Source organism: Actinotalea subterranea (assembly GCF_008364845.1).
Lineage (GTDB): Bacteria > Actinomycetota > Actinomycetes > Actinomycetales > Cellulomonadaceae > Actinotalea > Actinotalea subterranea.
Genome location: NZ_VTTP01000002.1, coordinates 610,595 through 636,063, shown reverse-complemented (window position 1 = coordinate 636,063; position 25,469 = coordinate 610,595). Strand labels below are relative to the sequence as shown.

22 protein-coding genes and 1 pseudogene are annotated in these 25,469 nt (G+C 73.3%); 5 read left to right on the top strand and 18 right to left on the bottom strand.

What is annotated here, in order from left to right:
* Positions 1-4: 4 nt before the first annotated feature.
* The 8 genes from FZ988_RS05835 to iolC are packed head-to-tail and all read right to left on the bottom strand — an operon-like array spanning position 5 to position 8,934.
* On the bottom strand, positions 5-1,078 hold the full coding sequence (locus FZ988_RS05835; protein ID WP_149203032.1) for an ABC transporter ATP-binding protein: 1,074 nt from the start codon (positions 1,076-1,078) through the stop codon (positions 5-7).
* Entirely contained in the window at positions 1,078-1,920 is an 843-nt protein-coding gene (locus FZ988_RS05830; protein ID WP_149203031.1) for a carbohydrate ABC transporter permease, read from the bottom strand. Before FZ988_RS05830 ends, FZ988_RS05835 begins: the two co-directional genes overlap by 1 nt.
* Positions 1,917-2,849, bottom strand: a complete 933-nt coding sequence (locus FZ988_RS05825) for a carbohydrate ABC transporter permease (RefSeq protein WP_246169236.1) — start codon at positions 2,847-2,849, stop codon at positions 1,917-1,919. The genes FZ988_RS05830 and FZ988_RS05825 overlap by 4 nt, the downstream gene beginning before the upstream one ends.
* 13 nt (positions 2,850-2,862) lie before the next feature.
* The gene (locus tag FZ988_RS05820) at positions 2,863-4,275 is read right to left on the bottom strand and encodes an extracellular solute-binding protein (protein ID WP_149203030.1); all 1,413 of its coding nucleotides are present in this window, start codon (positions 4,273-4,275) and stop codon (positions 2,863-2,865) included.
* Between the two features lie 51 nt (positions 4,276-4,326).
* Positions 4,327-6,210 (bottom strand): 3D-(3,5/4)-trihydroxycyclohexane-1,2-dione acylhydrolase (decyclizing), encoded by a 1,884-nt coding sequence (iolD, locus tag FZ988_RS05815; RefSeq protein ID WP_149203029.1) that lies wholly within the window; start codon positions 6,208-6,210, stop codon positions 4,327-4,329.
* Positions 6,207-7,097 carry a 5-deoxy-glucuronate isomerase gene (iolB, locus tag FZ988_RS05810; protein ID WP_149203028.1) on the bottom strand — a complete coding sequence of 297 codons (891 nt, stop codon included), beginning with the start codon at positions 7,095-7,097 and terminating at the stop codon, positions 6,207-6,209. Before iolB ends, iolD begins: the two co-directional genes overlap by 4 nt.
* Positions 7,094-7,960 (bottom strand): Cgl0159 family (beta/alpha)8-fold protein, encoded by an 867-nt coding sequence (locus tag FZ988_RS05805; RefSeq protein WP_149203027.1) that lies wholly within the window; start codon positions 7,958-7,960, stop codon positions 7,094-7,096. Before FZ988_RS05805 ends, iolB begins: the two co-directional genes overlap by 4 nt.
* A complete protein-coding gene (gene iolC / locus FZ988_RS05800) occupies positions 7,957-8,934 on the bottom strand; it encodes a 5-dehydro-2-deoxygluconokinase (RefSeq protein WP_149203026.1) in 978 nt (325 codons plus the stop codon). The genes FZ988_RS05805 and iolC overlap by 4 nt, the downstream gene beginning before the upstream one ends.
* A 215-nt stretch (positions 8,935-9,149) precedes the next feature.
* Here iolC and FZ988_RS05795 point away from each other — a divergent pair, with 215 nt between their 5' ends.
* Positions 9,150-9,899: a GntR family transcriptional regulator gene (locus tag FZ988_RS05795; protein WP_149203025.1), complete on the top strand. Its 750-nt coding sequence runs from the start codon at positions 9,150-9,152 to the stop codon at positions 9,897-9,899.
* Between the two features lie 63 nt (positions 9,900-9,962).
* Here FZ988_RS05795 and FZ988_RS05790 read toward each other — a convergent pair whose 3' ends face one another.
* Together FZ988_RS05790 and FZ988_RS05785 are read right to left on the bottom strand one after the other, a co-directional pair.
* A complete protein-coding gene (locus tag FZ988_RS05790) occupies positions 9,963-10,826 on the bottom strand; it encodes a ChbG/HpnK family deacetylase (protein ID WP_149203024.1) in 864 nt (287 codons plus the stop codon).
* Positions 10,823-12,307 (bottom strand): MFS transporter, encoded by a 1,485-nt coding sequence (locus tag FZ988_RS05785; RefSeq protein WP_149203023.1) that lies wholly within the window; start codon positions 12,305-12,307, stop codon positions 10,823-10,825. Before FZ988_RS05785 ends, FZ988_RS05790 begins: the two co-directional genes overlap by 4 nt.
* A gap of 170 nt (positions 12,308-12,477) precedes the next feature.
* Here FZ988_RS05785 and FZ988_RS05780 point away from each other — a divergent pair, with 170 nt between their 5' ends.
* Entirely contained in the window at positions 12,478-12,894 is a 417-nt protein-coding gene (locus FZ988_RS05780; protein WP_149203022.1) for a rhodanese-like domain-containing protein, read from the top strand.
* A 149-nt stretch (positions 12,895-13,043) separates the two neighbouring features.
* Positions 13,044-13,523: pseudogene (locus FZ988_RS05775) on the top strand (M23 family peptidase); the annotation flags it as partial.
* Between the two features lie 202 nt (positions 13,524-13,725).
* On the opposite strand, the gene FZ988_RS05770 reads toward FZ988_RS05775, so the two are convergent.
* Positions 13,726-14,256 (bottom strand): dihydrofolate reductase family protein, encoded by a 531-nt coding sequence (locus tag FZ988_RS05770; RefSeq protein ID WP_149203021.1) that lies wholly within the window; start codon positions 14,254-14,256, stop codon positions 13,726-13,728.
* Positions 14,257-14,440: 184 nt separating this feature from the next.
* Positions 14,441-14,998 (bottom strand): TetR/AcrR family transcriptional regulator, encoded by a 558-nt coding sequence (locus FZ988_RS05765; protein ID WP_149203020.1) that lies wholly within the window; start codon positions 14,996-14,998, stop codon positions 14,441-14,443.
* A 205-nt stretch (positions 14,999-15,203) separates the two neighbouring features.
* On the opposite strand from FZ988_RS05765, the gene FZ988_RS05760 reads away from it, so the two are divergent.
* A complete protein-coding gene (locus FZ988_RS05760; RefSeq protein WP_149203019.1) occupies positions 15,204-16,235 on the top strand; it encodes an SDR family NAD(P)-dependent oxidoreductase in 1,032 nt (343 codons plus the stop codon).
* Positions 16,236-16,301: 66 nt separating this feature from the next.
* Here FZ988_RS05760 and FZ988_RS05755 read toward each other — a convergent pair whose 3' ends face one another.
* Positions 16,302-17,135: an SDR family NAD(P)-dependent oxidoreductase gene (locus FZ988_RS05755; RefSeq protein WP_149203018.1), complete on the bottom strand. Its 834-nt coding sequence runs from the start codon at positions 17,133-17,135 to the stop codon at positions 16,302-16,304.
* A 76-nt stretch (positions 17,136-17,211) separates the two neighbouring features.
* A complete protein-coding gene (locus tag FZ988_RS05750) occupies positions 17,212-18,075 on the bottom strand; it encodes a helix-turn-helix domain-containing protein (RefSeq protein ID WP_149203017.1) in 864 nt (287 codons plus the stop codon).
* 174 nt (positions 18,076-18,249) lie between these two features.
* Here FZ988_RS05750 and FZ988_RS05745 point away from each other — a divergent pair, with 174 nt between their 5' ends.
* Complete coding sequence (locus FZ988_RS05745) at positions 18,250-19,104, top strand: SDR family NAD(P)-dependent oxidoreductase (RefSeq protein WP_149203016.1); 855 nt, start codon at positions 18,250-18,252, stop codon at positions 19,102-19,104.
* Between the two features lie 94 nt (positions 19,105-19,198).
* Here the strand turns inward: FZ988_RS05745 and FZ988_RS05740 are convergent, their stop codons facing one another.
* The 4 genes from FZ988_RS05740 to FZ988_RS05725 form a co-directional block, all read right to left on the bottom strand.
* On the bottom strand, positions 19,199-20,857 hold the full coding sequence (locus tag FZ988_RS05740; protein WP_149203015.1) for an ABC transporter permease: 1,659 nt from the start codon (positions 20,855-20,857) through the stop codon (positions 19,199-19,201).
* Complete coding sequence (locus tag FZ988_RS05735) at positions 20,854-21,768, bottom strand: ABC transporter ATP-binding protein (protein ID WP_149203014.1); 915 nt, start codon at positions 21,766-21,768, stop codon at positions 20,854-20,856. Before FZ988_RS05735 ends, FZ988_RS05740 begins: the two co-directional genes overlap by 4 nt.
* A gap of 24 nt (positions 21,769-21,792) precedes the next feature.
* A complete protein-coding gene (locus tag FZ988_RS05730) occupies positions 21,793-22,497 on the bottom strand; it encodes a TetR/AcrR family transcriptional regulator (RefSeq protein ID WP_149203013.1) in 705 nt (234 codons plus the stop codon).
* Positions 22,498-22,924: 427 nt separating this feature from the next.
* Entirely contained in the window at positions 22,925-25,396 is a 2,472-nt protein-coding gene (locus FZ988_RS05725) for an FAD-dependent oxidoreductase (protein WP_149203012.1), read from the bottom strand.
* Positions 25,397-25,469: the final 73 nt, after the last annotated feature.

Below are 25,469 nucleotides of genomic sequence, written 5' to 3'. Positions count from 1 at the left end.
GCGCTCATCCGATCAGCTCCGTCGTCCGCGGGTCGAAGAGCAGGCTCCGGCGCGCGTTGGCCTGGACCCAGCCGCGCGCCCCGGCGGCCGGGGCGTCCTCCTCCGGGACGACGACCTGGAGCCTGTGGTCGCCGACGGTCGCCGTCAGCAGCACCGAGGCACCGAGGTTCTCGACGACCTCGACCCGCGCCTCGACGGCGTCGTCCAGCCGCTCGACCGACCAGCGCAGGTACTCCGGCCGGGCGCCCCAGACGACCTCGTCCCCGGGCGCCACGAGCCCCGCGGCCGTCTCCGGGAGCCGCACCGCGCCGTCGCCGAGGCGGACACCGGCCTGGGTGACGGTCGTGGTGACGAGGTTCATGGGGTTGGACCCGATGAAGGAGGCGACGAACGTGTTGACGGGGCGCTGGAACACCTCGTGGGGAGCCCCGAGCTGCTGGAGCCTGCCCGACTGCATGACGGCGATGCGGTCCGCGAGCGCGAGCGCCTCCGCCTGGTCGTGCGTGACGAACACCGTCGTGACCTTGAGGTCGCGCTGGAGCACCTTGAGGAACGTGCGGGCCTCGAGCCGCAGGCGTGCGTCCAGGTTCGACAGGGGCTCGTCGAGCAGCAGGACCTCCGGCTGCGTCGCGACGGCGCGGGCGAGCGCGACGCGCTGCTGCTGCCCGCCCGAGAGCTGGCCGGGCCGCCGCTCGCTCAGGCCGTGCAGCGCGAGACCCGCGCCGACCTCGTCGGCTCGCTGACGCCGCTGCGTGCGGGGCACCTTCCGGATCTTGAGGGGGTACGCGATGTTGTCGGCCACGTCCATGTGGGGGAACAGCGCGTAGTCCTGGAAGACCATCGCGACCCCGCGCTCGCCTGGCTGGGCGTTCGTGACGTCCCGGTCGCCGATGTGCAGCGTGCCCTCGGTGATCGCCTCGAGGCCCGCGATGGAGCGCAGCAGCGTGGTCTTGCCGCAGCCCGACGGCCCGAGCAGGGCGAAGAACTCGCCGTCCTCGATGGTGACGTCGAACCCGTCGACGCCGCGCACCCCGCCCGGGTACTCCTTGACCAGACCTCTGGTGGTGATGGTGGACATCAGGACTTGATCCCTCCGTGGAACCGGAAGCCGTAACGGCGGTTGACGAGGAAGTAGATGGCGATCACCGGCACGGAGAAGACCAGCGAGAACGCGGAGATGAGGCTCAGGTCCGCCTGCCCGCTCTCGGTGTAGAAGGTGTACATGATCACCGCGGCGGGCTGGGACTCCGGGGACCGCAGCAGGATGAACGGGAGCAGGAAGTTGCCCCACACCTGGACCAGGACCCACACGGACACGAAGGCGAGCCCGGGGCGCGCGATCGGGACGACGACGTGCCGCAGGATCTGGCCGGGTCGCGCGCCGTACAGCCGGGCCGACTCCTCGTAGGACTTCGGGATCGAGTCCATGAAGTCCTTGAGGATGAACACGACGGTGGGCAGCAGGCCCCCGGACATCGCGAGCACGACGCCCGTCTGGGTGTTGATGAGCCCCACCTGGACCATGAGCTGGAACAGCGGGACCATCGCCGCCGTGCCGGTCACGACCGAGGACAGCAGCAGGAGCGCGTACAGCAGGCCGTCGCGGCCGGGGATCCGCACGCGCGACAGGGCGTACGCGGCGAGGGCGCCGAGAGTGACGACCACCGCGATCGTGCCGAGGCCGAGGACCAGGGAGTTGCCGATCGACCGCAGCGCGTACGGGTTCTCGGCGAGCGACCGGAAGTTCGCGAGCGTCCACTGCGGCCACTCGACCGTGAGCGTCGGGCTCGCGTCGAACGGCGCCGTGACGAGCCAGGTCAGCGGGAGCGCGAAGAACGCCGCGACGAGCACGACGACGACGACGAAGGCCACGCGGCTGACGTAGTGGCGCACGGTGCTCCGGGGCGCGGGCGCGCTCATGAGCGCCTCCTGCGCTCGCGACCGACGCGCATCGACGCGAGGGCGATGACGAGGTTGATGAGCAGCATGATCAGGGAGATCGCGGCGCCCATGCCGAGCTGCCCGCCGGGGATGGCGGTGCGGTAGATGTACACGGGGAGGATCGCCGACTCGTCGTTGGGCCCGCCCGCGGTGAGCAGGTAGGGCGTGAAGGTGTTGAACGTCCACAGCGTGATCAGGAGCGTGTTCGTCAGGATGTGCGCCCTGATGTTCGGCAGGACGACGTCGCGCAGCTGCTGCCATGCCGTGGCGCCCGCCATCCGGGCGCTCTCCATCTGCGAGGGCGGGACGCCGTTGAGCGCCGAGGAGAACAGCAGCATCGAGAACGCCGTGCCCACCCAGATGTTGAAGACCACGATCCCGGCCATCGGGTGCTCGATGAGCCACGCCGTGCCCTCGGTGCCCAGGAGCGCGTTCAGCGTCCCGGCGCGCCGGTCGAGCAGCGCGAGCCACAGGAAAGCGCCGACGGACGACGGCACGACCCACGCGGCGAGCACGAGGGTCTCCACGACCGACTTCACGGGGCCGGAGAGCCGACGCAACGCCCAGGCGATGGAGAAGCCGAGCAGGGTCTGGCCGAGGACGCCCGACGCGAGCACGAAGACGAGCGTCAGGCGCAGCGACCGCCAGAAACCGGGGTCGCCGAGGATCGACGTGTAGTTCTCGAGCCCGACCACCGTCGGGTCCGCGGCTGCCAGGCCCGTGAGCCGGTAGTCCGTCATGCCGAGGTAGACGGTCCACAGCGCCGGGAAGATCAGGAAGAGGCCGATCAGGGCGAGGGCGGGCGCCATGAACGCGCCGGCACCGAGCCTGCCGAGACCTGCGACGTCGTCGGCCCGTCCGCGCGCCCTGGACCAGGACGCGCGGACGGACGTCGGAGGAGCACTCACCGCGTGGCTCCGCTCAGCCGTCGTTGACGTTCTCGTCGCCGACGATCCCGGCGACGGCGTCGGTGTAGGCGGCGAGGACGTCCTCGACGGGGTCCCCCGCGACGACGGACGCCGTGGCGTCCTGCAGCGCGAGCGACACCTCGGGGTAGGCCGCGAGGCCGGGCCGGTACGAGCTCAGCGGCAGCACCTCCTCGCTGATGTACGTGAGCATCGGGTCGCCCTCGAGGACCGTCGCGTTGACGTCGTCACGCGGGGTGATCGAGACGGTCCCGGCGACGCGGGACTCGAACGCCTCGGCGGAGTTCATGAACGCCAGCAGCTCCCACGCGAGCTCGGGGTTCTCCGACCCCGGGTTGAGCACCCGACCGGTGCCGCCGGACATCGAGACGAAGTCCTGCCCGTTGACGCCCGTTCCGGGCTCCCGCGCCGGGATCCGGGTGTACCCGACGACCTCGTCCCGGTCGGCCATCGGCGCCGTGCCGACGCCCTCCGCGGGGTTGATCACGGACCGCCAGAAGTAGTCGCCCTCGAGCAGGATCCCGATCTCACCGGCGGCGAACTGCGCGAACGACGTGTCACGCCCGGCGGCCTCCTGCTGGAGCACGGGGTCACCCAGGCCCTCGTCGACGTAGATCGTCCGGTACAGGTCGAGCACCTGACCGAGCTCCTCGGTGCCCCCGAGCCAGCCGTCCTCGTCCCAGACCTGCGCGCCGGTGCCGACGAGCATCGGCAGGACGCCCTGCATGGTCGTCGCCTCGCCCATCGCCGTCCCGGCGTTGAGCTGGATCGGGATCACGCCCTCGATCTCCTTGAGCGCGCGGGCGGCGTCGAGGACCTCGTCCCAGCTCGTGGGCTCCCAGTCCTCGTCGAGCCCGGCCTGCGCGAACAGGGTCTTGTTGTAGAAGAGCACGCGACCGTCGGCGCCCTGCGGGATGCCGTAGCGCTCCCCGTCGAACGACAGGGCGTTCTGGACGGCGTCGGGGATCTGCTCCCAGCCGTCCCACTCGTCGACCGCGCTGCCGCCGACCTCCGAGAGAGGGGCGATGTAGCCGGCCTCGGCGAACTCGCCGACCCAGATGCCGTCCATGCCGATGATGTCCGCGCCGCCACCCGCCTGGAGGTCGAGCGCGATCTTCGTCTTGTAGTCCTCGTCGTCGACGCCTTGCGCCTCGAAGACGACGGTCACGTCACGCCCCTCGGCCTCCATCGCGGACTCGAACTCCGGGATGAGCCAGTCGGCGATCCAGTCGGCCTCCGCGGCGTTCTTGCCGCCCGAGATCGCGTTGGTCACGATCGTCAGGGTCACCGGGCCCTCCGCGGCCTCCGACGCGTCGGCCGGCTCCTCCGGGTCGCCGCCCGTGCACGCCGCCAGGACGAGCGTTGCTGCCGCGGCGCCGGCGACGGCGCCCCACGTGGTGCGTCTCATGACAGTCCTCCGTGAGTGGTTGGGGGTGGTGCCGTTCAGGGGTCGTGCCGCTCAGAGGTGGTGCCGCTGGTTGCGCCGGGCCCGCTCGTAGTCCTCGCGTGCTGCTCGCGTGCTCTCGAGGCGCGAGGCCTCGGCGACCGGGACGTCCCACCACGCCGACGCGGACGGGCCTGCCCCTTGCAGGTCCGTCTCGACGACGATCGCGGTGGTGCGCCCGGCCGCCGCGGCCCGCACGAACGCGGTGCGGAACTCGTCCGTGCCGCGCGGCTCGAGGACCTCGATCCCGTGGCTGCGCAGGTTGGCGGCGATGTCCAGCGGGACGTCGGGCCCGTCGAGGAGGCCGCTCGCCGGGTCTCGCATCCGGTAGCGCGTGGCGAACCCCTGGGAGCCGTGCGACTGCGACAGCGCACCGATCGAGGCCCAGCCGTGGTTCTGCAGCACGACGACGACGACCGCGAGGCCCTCCGCCACGAGGGTCGCGATCTCCTGCGGGGCCATCTGGTAGGAGCCGTCGCCGACGAGCGCGACGACGCGACCGCCCGGGCGGGCCATCGCGACGCCCATCGCCGCGGGGATCTCGTAGCCCATGCACGAGTACCCGTACTCGAGGTGGTACTGGTCGGGGCTGCTCGCACGCCACAGCGCCTGCAGGTCGCCCGGCATGGAACCGGCCGCGTTGACGAGCACGTCCTGCGGCCCCATGAGCTCGTTGAGCACGCCGAAGATCTCGGTCTGCCGCGGCACGGGACCCGGGCCGGGGCGGTAGCACCTGTCGACCTCGACCGACCACGCGTCGGTCTCCCGGCGCACCGTCGCGGTCCACGCCGCATCCACGTGGTGGCCGGCCAGGGCGCCGGTCAGGGCCGTGAGCGCCTCGCGCGCGTCGGCCACGACCATCTCGGCGCCGAGCTTCGCGGCGTCGAACGCCTTGACGTTGACGTTGACGAACCGGACCCCGGGGTCGGCGAACACGGTCCGGCTCGCCGTCGTGAAGTCGCTGTACCGCGTGCCGATGCCGATGACGAGGTCGGCCTGCGCGGCCAGCGCGTTGGCCGCGGCGCTGCCGGTCGCGCCGACGCCGCCGACGGCGCAGGGGTGGTCGTGGGCGATCGCGCCCTTGCCGGCCTGCGTGTCCGCGACCGGGATGCCCGTCGCGTCGGCGAAGGCGGTCAGCGCGGCGCTCGCCTCGGAGTAGACGACGCCCCCACCGGCGACCACGAGGGGCCGGCGCGCGCCCCGTACGGCGGCGAGCGCGCGGTCCAGCGCTGCGGGCTCCGGCACCTGCCGGGCGACGTGCCACACCCTGCGACGGAAGAGCTCGTCGGGCCAGTCGAACGCCTCCGCCTGGACGTCCTGGGGCAGGCAGATCGTCACGGCGCCGGTCTCGGCCGGGTCCGTGAGCACGCGCATCGCGGCGAGCAGGCTCGACGGCAGCTGCTCGGGGCGCTGGACGCGGTCGAAGAACCGCGAGACGGGACGGAACGCGTCGTTGACCGACACGTCGAGCGCCTGCTCGGTCTCGAGCTGCTGCAGCACCGGCTCCGCACGCCGCGTCGCGAACGTGTCCGAGGGCAGCAGGAGCACCGGGATGCGGTCGATCGTGGCGAGCGCCGCGCCCGTGACCATGTTCGTCGACCCGGGCCCGATCGACGCCGTGCAGACCATGGTCTGCAACCGGTTCAGGGTCCGCGCGTAGCCGACCGCCGCGTGCACCATGTTCTGCTCGTTGCGGGCCTGGTAGAGGGGCAGCGGCTCCTCGCCGTCCGCCGGCGCCAGCGCGTTCTGCAGGAGCGCCTGCCCGACGCCCGCGACGTTTCCGTGCCCGAGGATGGCGAACGCACCCGTGACGAGTCGGCGCTCGACGCCGTCGCGCTCGCTGTGCTGCGCGGCGAGGAAGCGCACGACGGCCTGGCCGACCGTGAGTCTCTGGGTCATCGGGTCCCCTCGGCCGCGGCGGGCTGCGTCATGGGTAGCCGCGCGTCGACGGCCTGCGTCCGCCACGTGTCGCGGACCCAGTGGTGGTCGGGGTCGTCGGTCACGAGCCAGAGCCCGTCGTCGGCCGGACCCGCCATGACGTTGAGGTAGTAGAGGTCGTACCCAGGCGCGGCCGCCGTCGGCCCGTGGAAGCCGTCCGGCACCAGCACGACGTCGCCGGACCGCACGCGGACCGTGAGCTCCGCGCCGCCGTCCGCCGTGCCGCGCGAGTGGTGCACGGCGAACCCGGGCCCGTCCGGTCCGCGGCGGACCTCGAAGAGGTAGATCTCCTCGAGCTCCCGCTCGGTCTCGTGGTGCTCATCGTGCTTGTGGGGCGGGTAGGAGGACCAGTTGCCTGCCGGGGTCAGGACCTCGCACACCTGGAGCCGCTCGGTCCGGGTCGTGCCGCCCTGGAGGTAGGTGCTGACCTGGCGCGAGCTCTGGCCCGCGCCGCGCAGCTCGACGCGCACGCTGCTCGCGGCGTGGTGCACGACGTCGCCGCCCGAGCGAGAGCGCGCGCTCGGCAGCGCGAACCGCCCGCCGTCGGCGCAGGAGATCGTGAGCTCGGTGCCGGGCGGGACCTGGAGGACGTCCGTGACCGCCGTGAAGACGTCGGGCCGTCCGGCGAGCTCGTACCGCACGCCCGCGGCGTCGACGGTCGCGCCCCCCGCCAGGGGCAGCACCACCACCTCGTCCTCGTGCGTCGAGAGCGTGTGCGAGGCACCGGGCGCGAGCTCGATGACCCTGACCCCGCTGTAGCGCCAGCCGGCGGTGCGGGGCGTGACCTCGACACCGTAGGGACCGCTCGCGGCCGTCCCGGCGGGCAGGTGGAGGCGGGTGCCGCTCACAGGAGCCCCACCGCCCGGTCGACGGCCGCCGCGACGTCGCCGTCGGGCGGGTAGAGCAGCGAGCGGCCGATCACGAGGCCCGCGACGCCGGGCAGCGCCAGCGCACGCCCCCACCCCTCGAGGGTCGCCTCGGTGTCCTGCGTGACCTCGCCGCCCAGGACGAGCGCGGGCATCGTCGACGCCGCGACGACACGTTCCATCTGGTCCACCATCGGCACCTTGAGCCAGGTGTACGCGGAGGTCCGGCCGAGGCCCGACGCGATCGCGACGGAGCGCACGACGTCCTCAGTCGTCAGGACGTTGCGCACGCGCCCGTCGACACGGCGGGAGATGAACGGCTCGACGAGCGCGGTCAGCCGTCGCTCCGCGAGAGCGTCCACGGCCCGGGCGCAGGCCTCGATCGTGCCGAGGGAGCCGGGGTCGGAGTCGTCGATCCGCAGGAGCATTTTGCCGCCGTCGAGGCCGGCCAGGCGCACGCCCTCGGCGTCGTACCCCGTGAACCGGTCGTCCATCTCGAAGGAGGCCCCGGCGAGGCCACCGCGGTTCATGGAGCCGAGCACGAGCATGCCGTCCAGGGCGCCGAGCAGCGCGAGGTCCTCGACGACGTCGCTCGTCCCGAGGAACCCGTGCACGCCCGGCCGGGCGAGCGCCGTCATGCACCGCTCGAGCAGCTCCGTCCGGTCCGCCATCGCCATGGGCGCGTGTCCCGCCGCGAGGACCCCGCGTGCGGCGTGGTCCGCCGCGATGATCATCAGCTTGGTCCCGGGCTCGGGCATGCGGCCCCGGGGCCGTCGCCCGAGCGCCTCGGCGATGCGCTCGGGCGCGTAGGCGCGGATCTGCGGGATGTCGGCGATCGAGGTCATGCGGCACGCTCCACGTCCTGGGGCGCGACGCCCCTGTCCACGACGGCGAGCACCTCCGCCGGCGTCGGCATCGCCGTCGAGCACTCGAGGCGGGCGGCGACGATCGCGCCCGCGGCGCTCGCCAGGGCGAGGGTCCGTTCGAGGGGCCAGCCGGCGAGCAGGCCGTGGCACAGACCCCCGCCGAACGCGTCGCCCGCGCCCAGGCCGTTGACGACGTCGGTCGGTGTGGCGGGCACGTGCACGCGCTGCGTCCGGCTCTTGGCGAGCGTGCCGCCCGGACCCTGCTTGACGACGGCGAGCTCGACACCGAGGTCCAGGAGCGCGTCCGCCGCGCGGTCGGGGTCGGTCTCCCCGACGGCCACCGCGCACTCCTCGCGGTTGCCGACGGCGACCGTGACCCCCGGGAGGGCCTCCAGGGCCTGGTCCCGCGCAGCCTGCGGCGACTGCCAGAACATGGGCCGGTAGTCGAGGTCGAGGACGGTGTGCGGCCGTCGGGCCCGCACCTCGAGGATCCGGGCGTGCGCCGAGCGGGACGGGTCCTCGCTGAGCCCCGTGAGCGAGAGCCACACGACGCCCGCGCCCCGGACGGCGTCGACCGGGACGTGCTCCGCGCGGATCTGCAGGTCGGGAGCGCTCGGCCGCCGGTAGAAGTAGAGCGGGAAGTCGTCCGGCGGGAACACCTCGCAGAAGGTCAGCGGGGTCGCCAGGTGCTCGTCGACCACCACGTGGTCGTCGAGCACACCCAGGCGCACCATCTCCCTGCGGACGAACCGGCCGAACGGGTCGTCCCCCACGCCGGTCAGCACGGCGCTGCGGCGTCCCAGCCGGGCCGCGGCGACGGCGACGTTCGTGGGGCTCCCGCCGAGGAACCTGCCGAAGGTCTGCACGTCCTCGAGGGCGACGCCCGTCTGCAACGGGTAGAGGTCGACGCCGCTGCGCCCGACGGTCAGGACGTCGAGAGGTGCGCGTGTCATCGTCGCCCGCTTCCCGTGGTCTCGAGGTCCGACCGGCTCGACGCCGGCGCCACGTCGGCGTGGCCAGGTCCACTGTGCCCAACGGGCGATGGCACGTCAAGCAATTGTCCTGACATACTGACGTCTAGAGGATGAACGGCAGGAGTCCTCGACCCGCACCGCGCCAGGTGGCAGGATGTGCCCCGACGAGGACCTGCCCTGAGCCCGAGGAAGCGATGCGCGAGACGCCGGCTCACCAGCCCAGGGTGCTGCTCGACCGGTCGAGCCCGGTCCCCCTCTACCACCAGATGGCCGCCGCGATCCGTGAGCTCATCACCTCGGGCGAGCTCCCTCCCGGCACGCGGCTCGAGAACGAGGTCGCCATGGCCTCGCGCCTCGGCGTCTCGCGGCCCACGGCCCGGCAGGCGCTGCAGGACCTCGTGAACACCGGGCTCCTCGTGCGCAGGCGCGGCGTCGGGACGCAGGTCGCCTCCGAGGTCATCCGGCGACCCATGGAGCTCACGAGCCTCCAGGACGACCTCGCCGCCGCCGGGCGCGCGCCACGCACGGAGGTGCTGGCGTACGACGTCGTCACCGCGCACGGCCCCGTGGCCGAGGCGCTGCGGTGCCCCCTGGGGGCGAGCATCGTCACCATGCGCCGCCTGCGGTACGCCGACGACCAGCCGCTCGCGATCCTGACCAACCACCTGAGGGTCGAGGTCGCCCCGAGCCGGGAGCTGCTCGAGGAGCACGGCCTCTACGACGCGCTGCGCGAGCAGGGCGTGCAGATCCGCGTGGCGCACCAGTCGATCGGTGCGCGCCTCGCGACCGCTGCCGAGGCACGGCTGCTTCAGGAGCGCCCTCGCGCCGCGCTCCTGACCATGGAGCGCATCGCGCTCGACGACTCGGACGCCGTGATCGAGTACGGCACGCACGTCTACCGGGCGCAGCGCTACACCTTCGACACGACGCTGATCCGGCGCTGACGCCGGGCGCCGCGCGGCGCTCCCCACGTCCGGCGACACAGGGGTCCCGGCGTCGAGGCGCCGTCACCACGCCGCGGAGAGGGTCAGGCCCTCCCGGTCGAGCGCCCGCGTGAAGACCGGGTCCCGCAGGAGCCGCAGCTCCCACGCGCGGGTGACGCCGTCCGGCCCGTCGAGACGTGCGGCCACCTCCTCGGGCGCGGGGTGCATGAAGAGCTCGCTCACGCCCTCCGGCAGCGCCGCGAGCTGACGCACGTAGTGGTCGCGCAGCCCGTCGTACCCGCCGAGGTCCGCCGCCGACCGACGGTTCGTGACGATCGCCGCGGGCAGCCGGACCCCCAGGGAGTCCGCGAGCTCGACCGCGCCGCGGTGCGCCCGGGCGAGGTCGGCGGGCAGCTCGCCACCGACGTAGAGCACGGGGTCCCGGGGGAGCCTCAGGGCGAGCCCGTGCTCCGCGCAGAAGCCCAGCGTCTGGGTCAGGAACGAGCGCCCGTGCAGCCCGTACAGGGTCCCCGAGTGCGAGTCCATCGCCGCCGGGTCCAGGCCCGCCGCACGCATCCACGACAGCTGCGCCGCGAGCTCGGCGAGCACGTCGACCGGCTCCGCCCGGGCACCGACGACGACGGGATCGACCGGCAGCACGCCGTCGGCGGTCACGAGGGAGGCGGCACCTGTCACCAGGGGCCGCCACGCAGGGCCCTCGCGCGGGCTCGTCAGCGTCGCGTGCAGCCGGGGCTCCACACGACGACCGTCCGCCCGCAGCCCGAGGTCCCGCACCAGCCGACCGGCGGCGCGCGCGGCCGCCGGGGCCACGGCGATCAGGCTCGTCGCCGTGACGAGGCCCTCGGCGAGCAGCGCGAGGATCGCGTCGTCGGTGCGCGCGTCGACCCCGAGGTCGTCCGCGGTCAGGACCAGGCGCCGCCTCGTCACGGCGTGGGGCGGGCGGCCGGCTCACCGGGCTCGGCGCCGACGGCGGGAACGCCGTGATCTGCCGGCTCGGCGGGATCGGCGCGGACGCCAGGATCGGTCTCGACGGCGCACTCGGCGGCGACAGCGGCGACGCCGGGCGGCATCGCGCCCCGCGGCCCGGCGGAGGCGCCGGGCTCCCCCGGGACGGTGATGAGCCGCGCGATGACCGCGCCCAGCACGGCGAGCACGAAGGGGTACACGCACAGGTAGAACCGGAAGGCCAGGCCCGGCTCGTCCCCCGGCGCGTCACCCGAGCGGTAGTCGAAGAACAGCGTCAGCGAGGCGAGCGCGGCACCCACGACGATCCCGTTGAGCCGGCCGAAGAAGCCGAACGCCGAGAGGAACAGCCCCTCGCGATGGACGCCGTGGCGCTCCGCGTCCTCGTCCAGGACCCGGGCCACGACCAGGTCGTTCGTCGCGAGCATCCCGGAGTACCCGGCTCCGACCACGATGCCCGCGAGGATCGCCGTGAGGAGGGTCGTGGCGAAGAAGAGCGGGACGAAGCTCACCGCGAGCACGACGAACGCGACCCGCCACGTCCAGGCCGCGCCGCGCGCGCGGACGACGCGCGTCCAGACCACGAGGCCGCCGAACGAGAACAGGATCACGACGCCCTGGAGCGGGAGCGCGCTGCTCACGGGCAGCCCGAGCGAGTAGCGCACGTAGAGCTGGAGGCCGGCCAGGACGAGCGCCATGGCGCCGCCGTAGCACGCGCTCGCGACGCCGATCTGCCAGAACCGTGGGTTGCGGACGATCGTCGCGAGCGTCGCGAGGAACCGCGGCCTGGCGGACTCGCCGTACCGCGGGTTCTCGTGCATGCCGACGGCCATGAAGACGATGGCGACGGCCGCGACGAGCGCGTACACGACGGCGGTGCGCGTGAACCCCTCGGTGCTGCGCTCCGAGCCCAGGACGGAGGTCGTCAGCAGGGGTGTGACCGCGAGGGAGATGACCATCGCGACGAGCTGGAAGCCCTGCCGCAGCGAGTTGGCCGTCGCCCGGCGGCCCTCCTGCCTGAAGAGCTCCGGGAGCAGGGCGCCGTAGTTCGCGTTGAGCATCGAGTCGAACGCCTCGCACAGGATGGCGAAGACCGCGAACCACACCACGAGGCCGACGCCCTCGAGCGAGGCGGGCGCGGAGAAGAAGCCGATCAACGACGCCGCGAGCAGCGGTGCGCCGACGACGAGCCAGGGACGCCGCCTGCCCCACCGGGTCCGGGTGCGGTCGGAGAGGTGACCCAGCACGGGGTTGTCGACCGCGTCGATCACGGCGTACACGACCATGACGGCGCCGTAGACCCGGGCGTCGAGCCCCAGGATGTCCACGTAGTACAGGAGCATCGAGCCCTTGATCATGTTGATCGGGATCGACGTGCCGAACATCCCGACCGCGTACCTCACGGGTGAGGTAGGCGGGACGACCGGGTCCACCTGCGACGTCATGGACACGACTGCTCCCCCTGGGCCCCGCCGACCGGCACGACGTCGGACCGGTGACGTCGGCAGGACGCTACGCGGGCCATCCTGCCCGTTGGTTGCGCGCGGGTGAAGGGGTGGGGAAGCACAGGCGACGAGTACCACGAGAGCGAAGTTGAGGTGATACCCTGGGGGGTATGCAGAGACGCTCCCGTGCCACCGTCCTCGCGCTCGCCGTCGCCGTCTCCCTCGGGCTCGCCGCATGCTCCGACGGGTCCGGTGCCACGTCCTCCGCCGTCACGGACGTGACCGTCGCCGAGTCCGCCGACGTGCTCGCCGAGCCGGATGTGACCGTCATCGACGTGCGGACCCCTCAGGAGTACGCCGAGGGTCACCTGGAGGGCGCGATCAACCTCGACGTCCAGTCGGCGACGTTCGACGACGACGTCGCCGCGCTGACGAAGGACGGCTCGTACCTCGTGTACTGCCGCACCGGCAACCGCTCGGGTGTCGCGACCGATCGGATGGCCGAGCTGGGCTTCACGACCGTCTACGACCTCCAGGGCGGCGTCACCGCCTGGCAGGCCGACGGCGGAGCCCTCGTCACCGACTGAGCGCGAGGGCCGGCCCGCGTCCAACGGGCACGGCCGCGCCCGCACTGGGCGAGGTGGGAGCGGCCCGCCGGCGTCAGCAGGGTCAGCCGAGCCTGCAGGGTCAGGCAGGATCGAGGGTGGCGCACCACCCACCGACCCGAGGGATCCCCATGGCACCCGAGCCCGTGCTGCTCGACCTGCCCTTCCGTGGCCTCTGGCTCGCGCGCAACAGCCCCGCGCGCCGGGTGCCGAGCCACGGGACCCATGCCTTCGGCGTGACCTACGCGATCGACTTCGTGGCCGTCGACGAGCGAGGGCTGCCCGCGCCGCGCACGTGGCGGACGGCACTCTGGGTGGAACGTCCCGAGGCCTTCCGCGGGTTCGGCGCCCCGATCCTCGCACCCGCGAGCGGGACGGTGGTCGCCGTGCACGACGGCGAGCCCGACCACACGGCGCGTCGGTCGCAGCTCACGCTCCTCCCCTACGTGCTGGGTCAGGCCGCTCGGGTCAGGTCGGGGGTCCCGGCCGTCGCCGGCAACCACGTGGTGCTCGCGCTCGCGCCACGCGGCCCGTACGTCCTCCTCGCCCACCTGCGGCGCGGGACTGTCGCGGTCGCCGTCGGCGACGAGGTGTCCGCGGGGCACCACCTGGGCGCCTGCGGGAACTCGGGCAACAGCACCCAGCCCCACGTCCACGTGCAGGTCACGGACACGACCCGGTGGTCGAGCGCGCGTGGCCTCCCGATGGCGTCCGCCGACCGGCCCGCGGGGACGCATGGATGCCCGGCGAGTCCGAGGTCGTCGACGCCGGGCCTGCGTAGCCCCCTCCCCCGTACGAGCCGGCGCTCGGGCCTCAGCCCGGGTGCACCACGTCGTACCGCACGCAGGAGAACTCGCCGTTGCGCGCCGCCTCCGTCAGACGCAGCTCGAGCCGGCGCGGGAGCAACGGAGCACCCGAGCCGAGCGTCACAGGGGCGTACGCCACGGCCACCTCGTCGAGGAGCCCCTCGTCGGCGAACGCGCCCGCGAGCTCGCCGCCACCCATGACCCACACGTCCCGACCGTCCGCGACGCCGACCATCGCCGCGTGCACGTCGGCGACGGGGGCACTCGTGAACGTGATCTCCGCACCGTCGACCCCGGCCAGGTCACGGTGCGTGAAGACCCAGGTCGGCACGGTGTAGTCCCACGTGTCCTGGTGGCGCCGGATCCACTCGTACGTCGCGGCGCCCATCGCGATGGCTCCCACGCCCTCGACGAACGCGGCGGGCCCGAGCATCCCTGCCTCGTCGATGTGCCGCGTCAGGAGCCAGTCGAGCGAGTGGTCCGGTGTCGCGATGAAGCCGTCGAGGCTCGCGGCGACGTAGTAGACGGTGCGGGACACGGGAGCTCCTCGGGGCGTGGGGACGACGGGCTGCGCGGCCCGCGAGCCGGTCCGGCTGGACGCGGGCGCCTCCGACGTCGCCCGGCCACGCATCGTCGTCGGACGCTAGTGCCTTCGTCTGACACTCCCCCGGCCGCCGCGTCACGAGGCGGCCCAACGCGGGGCGTGCGCCCCGACGCAAGGCTCAGGGCCGATCGCCCCGGCGCGTGACCAGCCGCTGGATCCCCGGCGCGTAGACGTCCACGACCTGCGCCGTCGGCACCGCGCGCAGGGCGTCGTCGCCGACGGTCCAGAGCGCGTACATGAGGCCACCGACCATGGCAGCGACGAGGCGCGCGCGCACCTCGCGGTCGGGGCCGGTCAGGCGTGCCAGCAGCGGGCTCACGAACGCCTCGTCGTGGAAGGTCCGCAGCAGCGAGCCCACGCGGTCCGCATCGCTCGCGCGGACGAGCGCGAGGTAGGTGCTGCGCAGGCCGTCGTCCGCCTCGAGCACGTACCGCACGATCCGCTCGCCGAGCCCGTCGAGGGGCCCGTCGAGGTCGAGCGCCGCGCCGGCACGCGACGTCATCGCGTCGACGAACAGAGCCTCCTTCGAGCCCGAATACCTGATCACGAGCGCCGGGTCCACCGACGCGCGGGCCGCGATCTCACGGATCGTCGTGCGCGCGTAGCCCTGCTCGGCGAACAGGTCGGCGGCCGCCGCCGCGACGGACTCCCGCGCCGTGCGTCGTTCCCCACCCATGTCGTCCCCCGTCGTCGAGCCGGTCGAGCGTGCGGCAGCACGCCCGCAATTGTCCCGCGAATAGTCCCGGCCTGCGATGTCAACAATATTGACTTTGCGAGGGGACGGGGTGACGATCGTCGTGTCGTCAGCCGCAGCGTCGCGTCCTGTCGCCCGATCCGTGGCCGCCGGCACGCCATGTCCCCACGGGTGGAAGAGGTCCACGATGGCCAAGGACAAGCCGCTGACCGGCAAGAGCTCGATCGGCACGTGGCTCGCGCACCCCGTCGGTGGGCAGCTGCTGCGCGAGATGCTCGCGCAGGGCGGCCAGGACGCGTCCGCACTCGCCCCCGTGCGGCTGTTCGCGCTCCAGCGCCTCGTGGCGCTGAGCCAGGGCAGGCTCACGCAGGAGACGGTCGACGACCTGGTGCGGCGCGCCAACGGCGGACAGGTCCCGGACGAGCCCGAGGACGACAGCCCGGCGTCCGGCACGGACCCATGGACCGAGCGCGTCGTCGAGGGCCGCTTCGCGGGGACGACCACGATCGTCACCGGCGCGGGATCCGGCATCGGCCGCGCGACCGCGTCCCGCATCCTGCGTGAGGGCGGCCGCGTCGTGGCCGCCGACGTCTCCGCTGAGCGCCTCGCGCAGCTCGCCGCCGAGTTGCCCGGCGCAGCCCTGGTGACCGTCACCGCCGACATCACCGACCCGAGCGGTGTAGCCGCGATCGTGGCCGCCGCGGACGGCCGTGTCGACGGCCTCGCCAACGTCGCGGGGATCATGGACGACATGACACCGCTGCACGAGGTGTCGGACGCCGTCTGGGAACGCGTGTTCGCCGTCAACGTCGACGGGACCTTCCGCCTCACCCGCGCCGTCCTGCCCCTGATGCTCGCGGCGGGCCGCGGCTCGATCGTCAACGTGGCGTCCGAGGCAGCGCTGCGCGGCTCGGCAGCCGGCCTGGCCTACACGGCGTCGAAGCACGCGGTGATCGGCATGACCCGCAGCTCGGCGTTCCTGTACGCGCCGTCGGGCATCCGCGTGAACGCCGTGGCCCCCGGCCCGGTCGCGACCAACATCCAGGCGACGTTCGCCTCTGAGCTCGCCGCGGAGCGCATCCAGGCCGCGATGACGCTCCTGCCGCCGGTCGCCGAGGCCGCGCAGCTCGCCGCGTCCATCACGTTCCTGCTGAGCGACGACGGCACCAACGTCACGGGCGCGATCCTGCCGTCGGACGGCGGCTGGTCGGCCCAGTAAGCGCCCGAAGGCGACCCAGGACAGTGACCGAGGACGGCGACGGACGACGGAGCCGTCGCCGGCCGGTCAGGCCGTCCGCGTCGCCAGCCCGAGCATCTGCTCGCTCGCGTCCCAGAGACCACGCGCCAGCTCGGCGTCGGCCGCCTGCGGGTTCGTCCGGGAGACGGTGCGCCTCGTGTAGAACTCCCCGCCGACCCAGTCCACGCCGGGTGTGCCCTCGGCGAGCCACACGAGCGTGTCGGCGCCACGCTCCGGGGTCAGCAGGAACCGCCGCAGCGGTGTCGTGTACATCAGCCGCATCGCGCTGCTCGACTCGCCCGCGAAGCTCGTCGCGACGACGCCCGGGTGGAACGACGCCGCGTTGACGCCGTCGCCGCCGTGACGGCGCTGGAGCTCGCGTGCGAACAGGATGTTGGCGAGCTTCGCGTCGCCGTACGCCTTGCGCGGCGAGTACGACCGGTGGTTGTCGAGGTCGGTCAGGTCCAGGTGACCGAAGAGCCGCGCCCCGGCGGACGAGGTCGCGACCACTGTCGCGCGGCTCTCGACGAGCCGACCCAGCAGGAGGTGGTTGAGCAGGAACGGCGCGAGGTGGTTCACCTGGAACGTCTTCTCGAAGCCGTCGGCCGTCAGCTCCCTGGCGCTCATGATGCCGCCGGCGTTGTGCGCGAGCACGTCGATGCGGGGGTAGCGCTCCAGGAGCTCGGCCGCGAGGCGCCGGACGTCCTCGAGCCGCGAGTAGTCCGCGACGTGGTGCGGCACCCCGAGGTCTGCGGCGAGCGCGGCGGTCTTCGCGGCCGAGCGGCCGACGACGACGACGCGAGCTCCGCGCGCGTGCAGGAGGCGGGCGGCCGCGGCACCGATGCCGTCGCTCGCACCGGTGAGGACGACCGTGCGTTCCATGTGTCTCCCTGGGCTCGCGTCGACCGTAGCGGAGCGCGGTCGCACCCACCGCACCGGGGCTCGCCCCGTCGCGGCCTCAGCCGCGCACCCGGCCGGGCTCGGGGGCGACCCAGCTCGCGAGCATCCGCAGGGCCTCGTCCGAGGACGTGCCCGGCTCTGCGCTGTAGAGGAAGAGCGTCTGGTCGACGTCGCCGGGCAGCGTCAGGGTCTCGTACTCGACCGTCAGGTCGCCGACGACCCGGTGGCGCAGGCGCTTGGAGCCCGAGGTGCGCTGGAAGACCCGGTGCTCCTCCCACCAGGCCGCGAACTCGGGGCTGCGTGCGGCGAGCTCCGCGACCAGGGCGTCGGTCGCCCGGTCCTGCCCCGCACGCCCCACCTCGAGGCGCAGGCTCTCGACGGCGGCGCGCGCCTGGACCTCCCAGTCGACGAACAGCTCCCGGGCGGCGTCGTCGAGCAGGACCCACCGGGCGTAGCTGCGCTGCGCCGCCGGCATCGCGTCGAAGTCCGCGAAGAGGGCCCGCGCCAACCTGTTGGTCGCCAGCACGTCGGTGCGGCGCCCGAGCACGAGTGCCGGCTGCCCGTCCATCGCCTCGACGAGCTGCCGCAGGCCGGGCCGCACGCGCTGCACCGGGGCGGTGCGTCGGGGCCGCGCCGCGGTCGACCCCACCAGGTCGTCCAGGTGCGCGCGCCCGGCGGCGTCGAGCCGGAGCGCGCGGGCGAGGGCGTCGAGCACCCCTGCCGACGGCACGATGCGTCGGCCCTGCTCGAGCCGCGTGTAGTAGTCGGTGGACACGCCCGCGAGGAAGGCGACCTCCTCGCGGCGCAGGCCCTTGACGCGGCGGATGCGGCCGTCGGCGGGGAGCCCCGCACTGTCCGCGTCGACGTCGGCGCGCGCGCGACGCAGGAAGTCGGCCAGCTCCCGGTTGGTCGGGTTGCTCATGGGTCCAGCATCGCCGCCCGGGCCGACGCGCGCCTGGGTCTGCGAGTCCTGGTCACCGCGGACCCCGGTCCCGCAGGGCCCGGTGTGACGCCCCACGGGCCCCCCGCGACGCCAAGAGTGGTGAGGGACCCGGCCGACCTGGCACGGGACACCCACCTACCGAGGAGCGCTCTCATGCCGTACCCCACCGACCGACCCGCCACCTGGTTCGTCACCGGAGCCTCGCGAGGCCTGGGCCTCGAGCTCGTCCGCCAGCTGCTCGAGCGAGGTGACCGCGTCGCCGCCACGACCCGCTCCGCCGAACGCCTGGCGGCCGGCCTCGACGGGACGGACACCGCCGGGCTGCTCCCTCTCGAGATCGACCTCGCGTCCGAGGACCAGGTTCGCGGCGCCGTCGACCACACCCTGGAGACGTTCGGCTCGTTGGACGTGGTCGTCAACAACGCCGGCTACGGCTACCTCGGCGCCGTCGAGGAGGTCACGGCGGACGAGGTCCGCGCCATGTTCGAGGTGCAGGTCTTCGGCGCGTGGAACGTCGTGCGGTCCGTGCTTCCGTCGATGCGTGGCGCCCGGTCGGGCCACATCGTCCACGTGTCCTCGATCCTCGGCCTCCTCGCGTTCCCGGGCTGGGGGCTCTACGTCGCGGGCAAGTACGCCCTCGAGGGCTTCACCGAGGCGCTCGCGGCCGAGGTCGCCGCGTTCGGGATCCGCGTGAACCTCGTCGAGCCCGGGTACATGCGGACGGACTTCCTCACCCCGCGGTCGCTGGCCCTGCCGGGCACGACGGTCGAGGGATACGAGTCGATCCGCGAGATGACCGTGGCCCACCAGGCCATGCCGGGCACGCAGCTGGGCGACCCGGCGCGCGCCGCCACGGCGATCATCCGGGTCGTCGAGTCGGGCACCGCACCGCTCCACCAGCTCCTCGGCTCGGACTCCCTGAGCCTCGTCGAGGGGCGCCTCGAGGCCCTGCGGGCCGACGTCGAGGCGTCCCGGCCCCTCGCGGTGACGACCGACGTCGCCGGGTGAGCGCGACAGGAGCCCCGACCGTCCGCCGGCCCTCCCGTCCTGCGGGTGCCCGCGGGACGGGAGGGCGGCACGGCTGGTCAGCCTCGTCGGACGCTCACGCAGTCAGGTCCCGGCGCCTGAACGCCGCCGCAGCCAGGCCGGCGAGCGCCGCCGCGACGCCCACCATGAGGATGAGCGGCAGCGCGGCGGGGTCCTCGCTGGGGACCAGCGGGACGAGGCCGAAGGGTGCGGCGTCGAGCACGGCGTCGGGCAGCTCCATCATCGGGCCGTACATGCCGACGATGATCGACGCGATGAGGACGAGCCACACCCACCCGGGGGCGACGCGGGCTCCCAGCGCGAGGACCGCGAGGCCCATGAAGCACCACACGACGGGCACGTAGACGAGCGCCGCGAGGGCGAACTGGCCTGCGAGCGAGGAGTCACCGACCGACGCGCCCGCGCCCGCTCCCAGAGCGAGACCCGACACCGCCAGGAGGAGCGTCGCGGCCGCCCCGGTCACGAGGAGGGAGCCCCCGAGCCACCGTGCCCGGCTGACGCCGGTGGCGAGGACGGCAGCGGTGCGCCCCTCGTCCTCCTCACGCCGCAGCCGGTTCACGGCGATGACCACGTAGACGGCGACGGCCATCGCGAAGAAGCCCAGGAACGACGCGAGCGTGCCGCGCAGGATGTCTCCCTCGCCGGCGCCGCCGAAGATCTCGGCGAGCTGCGGCTGGTCCTCGAAGCTCTCGACGATCCCCTGCCCCATGGAGCCCGTGAGCACGGCGAAGACGACGAGGCCGATCGCCCAGCCGACGACGGACCCGCGCTCCATGCGCGCGGACAGGCCCGCGACGCCCAGGAGGCCCGGTCGGGCGTCGGCGCGGCCGGCGCGCGCGGGAACCAGGCCTGCGCCGACGTCCCGGCGTCCGGCCAGGACGTAGGCGAGCGCCGTCAGCGCGACGGCGAGCGCCACGCACAGCAGCAGCGGCCACCAGCGCAGGTCGACGAACGCGCGCGTCTGCTGCGCCCAGCCGATGGGCGATGCCCACGAGAGTGCCGAGCCCCCGAGCTGCCGGGCGTCCCCGACGCCGCGCAGCACGTAGGCGAGCCCGAGCGCCGCACCCGCCATGCCCGAGGCGCTGCGCGAGTGCTCGGCGAGCTGGGCGGTCACGGCCGCCACGGCACCGAAGACGAGGCCCACGACCCCGATGGCGACGGAGACCGCGAGCGAGTCCGGGGCGTCGAGGTCGCTCGCGACCATCACGGCCGCGAACGCCGCGGTCACGACGACGTTGGCGACGAGCACGTCGAGCAGCGCCGCCGTGAGTGGTGCGTGCCGGCCGACGACACCGGCTCGCACGAGCTCGGCGCGGCCCGTCTCCTCCTCCGCGCGCGTGTGCCGCACGACGAGGAAGATCGACATCAGTGCCGTCGCGACGGCGAGCATCCCGACCATCTCGTTGGCGAGCAGCCGGCCGAACGTGTAGTCGTCGAGCCCGTAGCCCGGTCCGGTCATGAACGCCCCGGACGGGTCCTTCATGATGGCCGCGCGCGCCTGGAGCGCCGCGGGGTCCGGGTAGGCGATCGGCAGGACGGCGCTGAAGTAGCCGATGAGGCCCGAGATCGACAGGGCCCACACCGGGATGCGCACGCGGTCGCGGCGGAGCACGTGCCTGGCCAGGCGCACGGTTCCCGTGAACGGCGCCTCGTCCGCGTGGCCCGGGGCCCGGGGCGGGGCGGGGCGGGGGGCGGTCGCCGTCGCCGCGGTCACCGTGCACCCCCGGCCGGTGCGGCGGGCAGCGCGTCGCCGTAGTGGTGCACGAAGAGCTCCTCGAGCGTCGGCGGCGTCACGGTGAGGCTGACGATGTCGAGCGCCGCGAGGGCGCGCATGACGGCCGGCATCGCCTCCTCGTCGACGGTGAAGCGCAGGGCGGCACCGTCACGCACGGCGTCGTGCACGCCCGGCATCCCGGCCACGGACGTCGGGTCGGCCGTGCAGCTCACGGCGACCGTGCTGCGCGTCAGGTGACGCAGCTCCGCGAGGGTGCCGCTCTGCACCGCGGTGCCCGCCCGGATGATCGTCACGCGGTCGCACAGCTTCTCGACCTCGGCGAGGATGTGGCTCGAGAGCAGCACCGTCGTGCCGGACGCGACCGCCTCCGTGACGCACTGCTGGAAGACGAGCTCCATGAGCGGGTCCAGGCCCGAGGTCGGCTCGTCGAGGACGAGCAGCTCGACGTCGCTCGCGAGGGCGGCGACGAGAGCGACCTTCTGCCGGTTCCCCTTGGAGTACGTCCGCGTCTTCTTGGTCGGGTCGAGGTCGAACCGCTCGAGCAGATCGGCCTTGCGTCGCGGGTCGACGCTGCCGCGCAGGCTGCAGAAGAGGTCGATCGCCTCGCCGCCCGTGAGCTTGGGCCACAGGTTCACGTCGCCCGGCACGTATGCGAGGCGGTGGTGCAGGTCGACCGCGTCGGCCCACGGGTCACCGCCGAACAGGCGGACCTGCCCTGCGTCGGCACGCAGGAGCCCGAGGAGCACACGGATCGCGGTCGACTTGCCGGCTCCGTTGGGGCCGAGGAAGCCGTGCACCTCGCCGGGCTCGACCACCAGGTCGAGCGCGTCGAGGGCCCGCACGGAGCCGAACGACTTGGTCAGGGCACGCACGTCGATGACAGGGTTCATGGGGATGCACCTTCTCTACGAGGATCAGGACTGGGGTGTCTCGGAGCCGTCGCCACCGGGCGGCGGGTCCCCCACGTAGAGCAGGTACGCGTCGAGCATCCTGCGGTTGGTCAGCAGACCGTCGGTGAAGATCTCCACCGTCGGCAGAGCCATGCGCTGCATGTACCCGTCGATCATGGCCAGGAGGTCGGTGGGCTCGGCCGGCGGGTTCAGGGTCACGTCGAGCAGCAGCGCGCCGAGGCCCTGCACGGTGAGGTACCTGGCGCGGGCCTTCTCGTCCCGGCTCGGCCGCATCTCCCCCGCGGCGACGGCCTCGGCGATGTACACCTCGGCGTCGGCCGCGAACTGGTCGACGAAGTCCCGTGCGAGCCGGCCGCCGGCCTGGAGGCTGCGCAGCGCGTACCCGACGAGCGGGGCGGACTCCTCGACCGAGGCGAGCGACATCAGGAGGGCGTTCGTGTCGTTGGGGACGAGCGCCTTGCCCTTCGCCTCGCGGATCATCGCGAGGACGTGCGTGTCGCATGCGGCACGCAGGCCGTCCTTGGAGCCGAAGTAGTGGACGATCAGCGGCGCGGTGACGCCGGCGTCCTCGGCGATCTGGCGCAGCCCGACGGTGAACCCGTCGCGGGCGAAGCGCAGGACGGCCGCGTCACGGATGCGTGCGCGCGTCGCGGAGGCCCCGTCGAGCGGGTCGGTCCCGGCGTCGGACGGCCGGTCGGTTGAACGCACGTTCAAAGACTAAACGCGCGTTCAACGGGGCGCAAGGACGATCGGCCCGACGGTCGCCCTTACAGGTGCGCGAGCACCGCGGTGCGGGGCGACCCCGGCGCCACCGGGCGCGCAGACACCGACGGCCCGGGGCTACCCACCCCGGGCCGTCGGTCGATCTCACCCCCGCGAGCGGCGCGCGGGGCGCAGGATCACGCGCAGGTGCAGCGGTCGGCGGGCGCGACGTTCGCCATGACGGCGTCGACGTGCATGCCGCAGCCGGACCAGGTGACCTTGCCGCACGTGAAGCAACGGGCGGGACTGCACATGGTGGTTCTCCTCGGTGTCGTGAGCTCCGGCGCCCGGTCTCGCGGGCACGCCGGTGCGCCGTGCATCAGGGCGCCGTTCGCAAGCATACCCCCGGGGGTATGCTTGCGCCCACAGCGGGCTAGATGAACAGCGTGCCGTTCGACTCCCCCGCCTCGCCGAGGAACGTCGCGACGCCGCCGAGCTCCACCCCGTCGATCAGGTCCTCGGGCGCGATGCCGAGCAGCTCCATCGTCATCGTGCAGCCGACGAGCCGCACGCCGCCGGCCTCGGCGGACGCGATGAGCTCCGGCAGGCTCGGCACCTTGTTGTCGCGCATGACCTTCTTCATCATGGCCGTCCCGCCGCCGAGCAGGTTCATCGTCGAGAGCGTCATCTGGTCCGGCCCCGACGGCATCAGCGCGCCGAGCATCCGGTTCATGACCGTGCGTCGCACCTTCGGCGGATCCTGGCGGCGCAGCGCGTTGAGGCCCCAGAACGTGAAGAACATCGAGACCTCCTCACCCATGGCGACCGCCCCGTTGGCGATGATGAACGCCGCGAGCACCTTGTCGAGGTCGCCGGAGAAGACGACGAACGCCTTCTTCTCCTTGGTCCGGCCGGCCGGGCGCGCCGCGATCACGCCCCCCTTGCGGATCCGGGCGGCGAAGCCGGGACCCTCGGGCGTCATCGACAGGACCTGGTGACCGTTCTTGGCCGCCCACGCGGGCGCGTCGAGCCGGAAGCCCGCGTCCGACACGTGGGCCAGGACCTCGTCGCCGACGTCCATGCGGCCGATCGTCTCCTGAAGCTTCATGATCGGTCCGGGGCACGCGAGCCCCGTGCAGTCCAGGTCGACGACGACGCCCGAGCCGTGCGCGGCGACCTCGCGCGCCGCCTCGGCGTAGGAGATGACGGGCTCGACGGAGTCGACCTCCGTGGGCGCGACGTCGTGGAACGCGCGGAACGTCGTCATCCCGCCGGACAGGGTCCGCACGTCCGTGAAGCCACGTTGGACCAGCGACCGGTAGGCGAGGTAGCTGCGGAAGCCCACCGCGCAGTAGAGGCGGATGGGCGTGGACCGGTCCCAGCCCACCTGCGCGACCCGGAGGTCCTTGAGCGGGACGTTCTCGGCGCCCGGCAGGTGCCAGATCGCGAACTCGTCGGACCCGCGCACGTCGATGAGGCGGGCCCCCTCGGTCGCCTCGGGGTAGTCACCCGCGTACCAGAGCTCGAGGTCGCCGCGCACGACGTTCGACGCCATGAAGCCCGCCATGTTCACGGGGTCCTTCGCCGAGCCGAACGGTGGCGCGTACGCGAGCTCGAGCTCCTCGAGGTCGAACACGGTCAGGCCCGCCCGGAGCGCCGTCGCGAGGACGTCGAGCCGCTTGTCGACACCGTCGAAGCCGACCACCTGCGCGCCGAGGATCCTGCCGTCGTCGGGCGCGAACAGGAGCTTGACGTGCATCATCGCCGTGCCCGGGTAGTAGCCGGCGTGCCCGTGGGGGTGCGTCGCGACCGTGCTGTACGCGATCCCGGCTGCCACGAGCTGCTTCTCCGAGGCGCCCGTGCCGCCCGCCACCATGTCGAAGACCTTGACCACGGAGGTGCCCTGCGCCGAGGCGAAGACCGTGTCCCGACCGCAGATGTTCTCGGCCGCGACACGGCCCTGGCGGTTCGCGGGTCCGGCGAGCGGGATCAGCCAGCTGTCCGGGAGCACCGTGTGGGCGACCTCGACGGCGTCGCCTGCGGCCCAGATCGACGGGTCGGAGGTGCGCATGTGCCGGTCCACGCGGATGCCCCCGCGCGGCCCGAGCTCGAGCCCTGCCGCCTGCGCGAGCGCGACGTCGGGCCGCACACCGGCCGCGAGCACGACGAGGTCGGTGTCGATCACGGTGGAGTCCTTGAGCTCCACGCGGACGCCGCCGTCGGGCCGCTGGGAGAACGCGGCGGCCGCGGTGCCCAGGTGGAGGCCCACGCCGTGGGCGCGCAGGTGGTTCTCGACGGCCGTCGTCATCTCCCGGTCGAGCGGCGGCATGACCTGCTCGGCCATCTCGACGACCTCGACGCGCACCCCGCGGTCGTGGAGGTTCTCCGCCATCTCGAGCCCGACGTAGCCGGCGCCGATGACGACGGCGTGCTGGGCGCCGCCGGTCCGTCGCGCGTCACCGGAGCCGTCGACAGCCTTCTTGATCACGTCCATGTCGCCGATGCGGCGCAGGACGTGGATCGCCGGCAGGTCGACGCCGGGCAGGTCCGGCCGGACCGGGACGGAGCCCGGTGCGAGGGCGAGGGCGTCGTACGCCTCGTCGTACACCTCGTCCGTGCCGACGACACGCACGCGCACGGTCTTCGCGGCCCGGTCGATCGAGAGCACCTCGACGCCGTTGCGGACGTCGATGTCGAGCGACTCGCGCAGGCTCTGCGGCGTCTGGAGCATGAGCCGCTCGCGCTCCTTGATGGCTCCGCCGATGTGGTACGGGAGCCCGCAGTTGGCGAACGAGACGTGCCGGCCCCGCTCGAACACCACGATCTCGGCGAGCTCGTCGAGGCGGCGCGCCCTCGCCGCGATGGACATGCCGGCCGCGACTCCGCCGACGACGACGAGCTTCATGGGGTTCCGATCTCCAGCAGTGATGAGGTGCTTCCACGCTAGGTCGGCGGTCCGGCGTGCCCACGGGACGAAG

Coding starts and splice junctions, on each gene's coding strand:
- FZ988_RS05835 (WP_149203032.1), bottom strand. CDS start 1,078: ATGTCCACCATCACCACCAGAGGTCTGGTCAAGGAGTACCCGGGCGGG.
- FZ988_RS05830 (WP_149203031.1), bottom strand. CDS start 1,920: ATGAGCGCGCCCGCGCCCCGGAGCACCGTGCGCCACTACGTCAGCCGC.
- FZ988_RS05820 (WP_149203030.1), bottom strand. CDS start 4,275: ATGAGACGCACCACGTGGGGCGCCGTCGCCGGCGCCGCGGCAGCAACG.
- iolD (WP_149203029.1), bottom strand. CDS start 6,210: ATGACCCAGAGACTCACGGTCGGCCAGGCCGTCGTGCGCTTCCTCGCC.
- FZ988_RS05805 (WP_149203027.1), bottom strand. CDS start 7,960: ATGACCTCGATCGCCGACATCCCGCAGATCCGCGCCTACGCGCCCGAG.
- iolC (WP_149203026.1), bottom strand. CDS start 8,934: ATGACACGCGCACCTCTCGACGTCCTGACCGTCGGGCGCAGCGGCGTC.
- FZ988_RS05795 (WP_149203025.1), top strand. CDS start 9,150: ATGCGCGAGACGCCGGCTCACCAGCCCAGGGTGCTGCTCGACCGGTCG.
- FZ988_RS05785 (WP_149203023.1), bottom strand. CDS start 12,307: ATGACGTCGCAGGTGGACCCGGTCGTCCCGCCTACCTCACCCGTGAGG.
- FZ988_RS05780 (WP_149203022.1), top strand. CDS start 12,478: ATGCAGAGACGCTCCCGTGCCACCGTCCTCGCGCTCGCCGTCGCCGTC.
- FZ988_RS05765 (WP_149203020.1), bottom strand. CDS start 14,998: ATGGGTGGGGAACGACGCACGGCGCGGGAGTCCGTCGCGGCGGCGGCC.
- FZ988_RS05760 (WP_149203019.1), top strand. CDS start 15,204: ATGGCCAAGGACAAGCCGCTGACCGGCAAGAGCTCGATCGGCACGTGG.
- FZ988_RS05755 (WP_149203018.1), bottom strand. CDS start 17,135: ATGGAACGCACGGTCGTCCTCACCGGTGCGAGCGACGGCATCGGTGCC.
- FZ988_RS05750 (WP_149203017.1), bottom strand. CDS start 18,075: ATGAGCAACCCGACCAACCGGGAGCTGGCCGACTTCCTGCGTCGCGCG.
- FZ988_RS05745 (WP_149203016.1), top strand. CDS start 18,250: ATGCCGTACCCCACCGACCGACCCGCCACCTGGTTCGTCACCGGAGCC.
- FZ988_RS05735 (WP_149203014.1), bottom strand. CDS start 21,768: ATGAACCCTGTCATCGACGTGCGTGCCCTGACCAAGTCGTTCGGCTCC.
- FZ988_RS05725 (WP_149203012.1), bottom strand. CDS start 25,396: ATGAAGCTCGTCGTCGTCGGCGGAGTCGCGGCCGGCATGTCCATCGCG.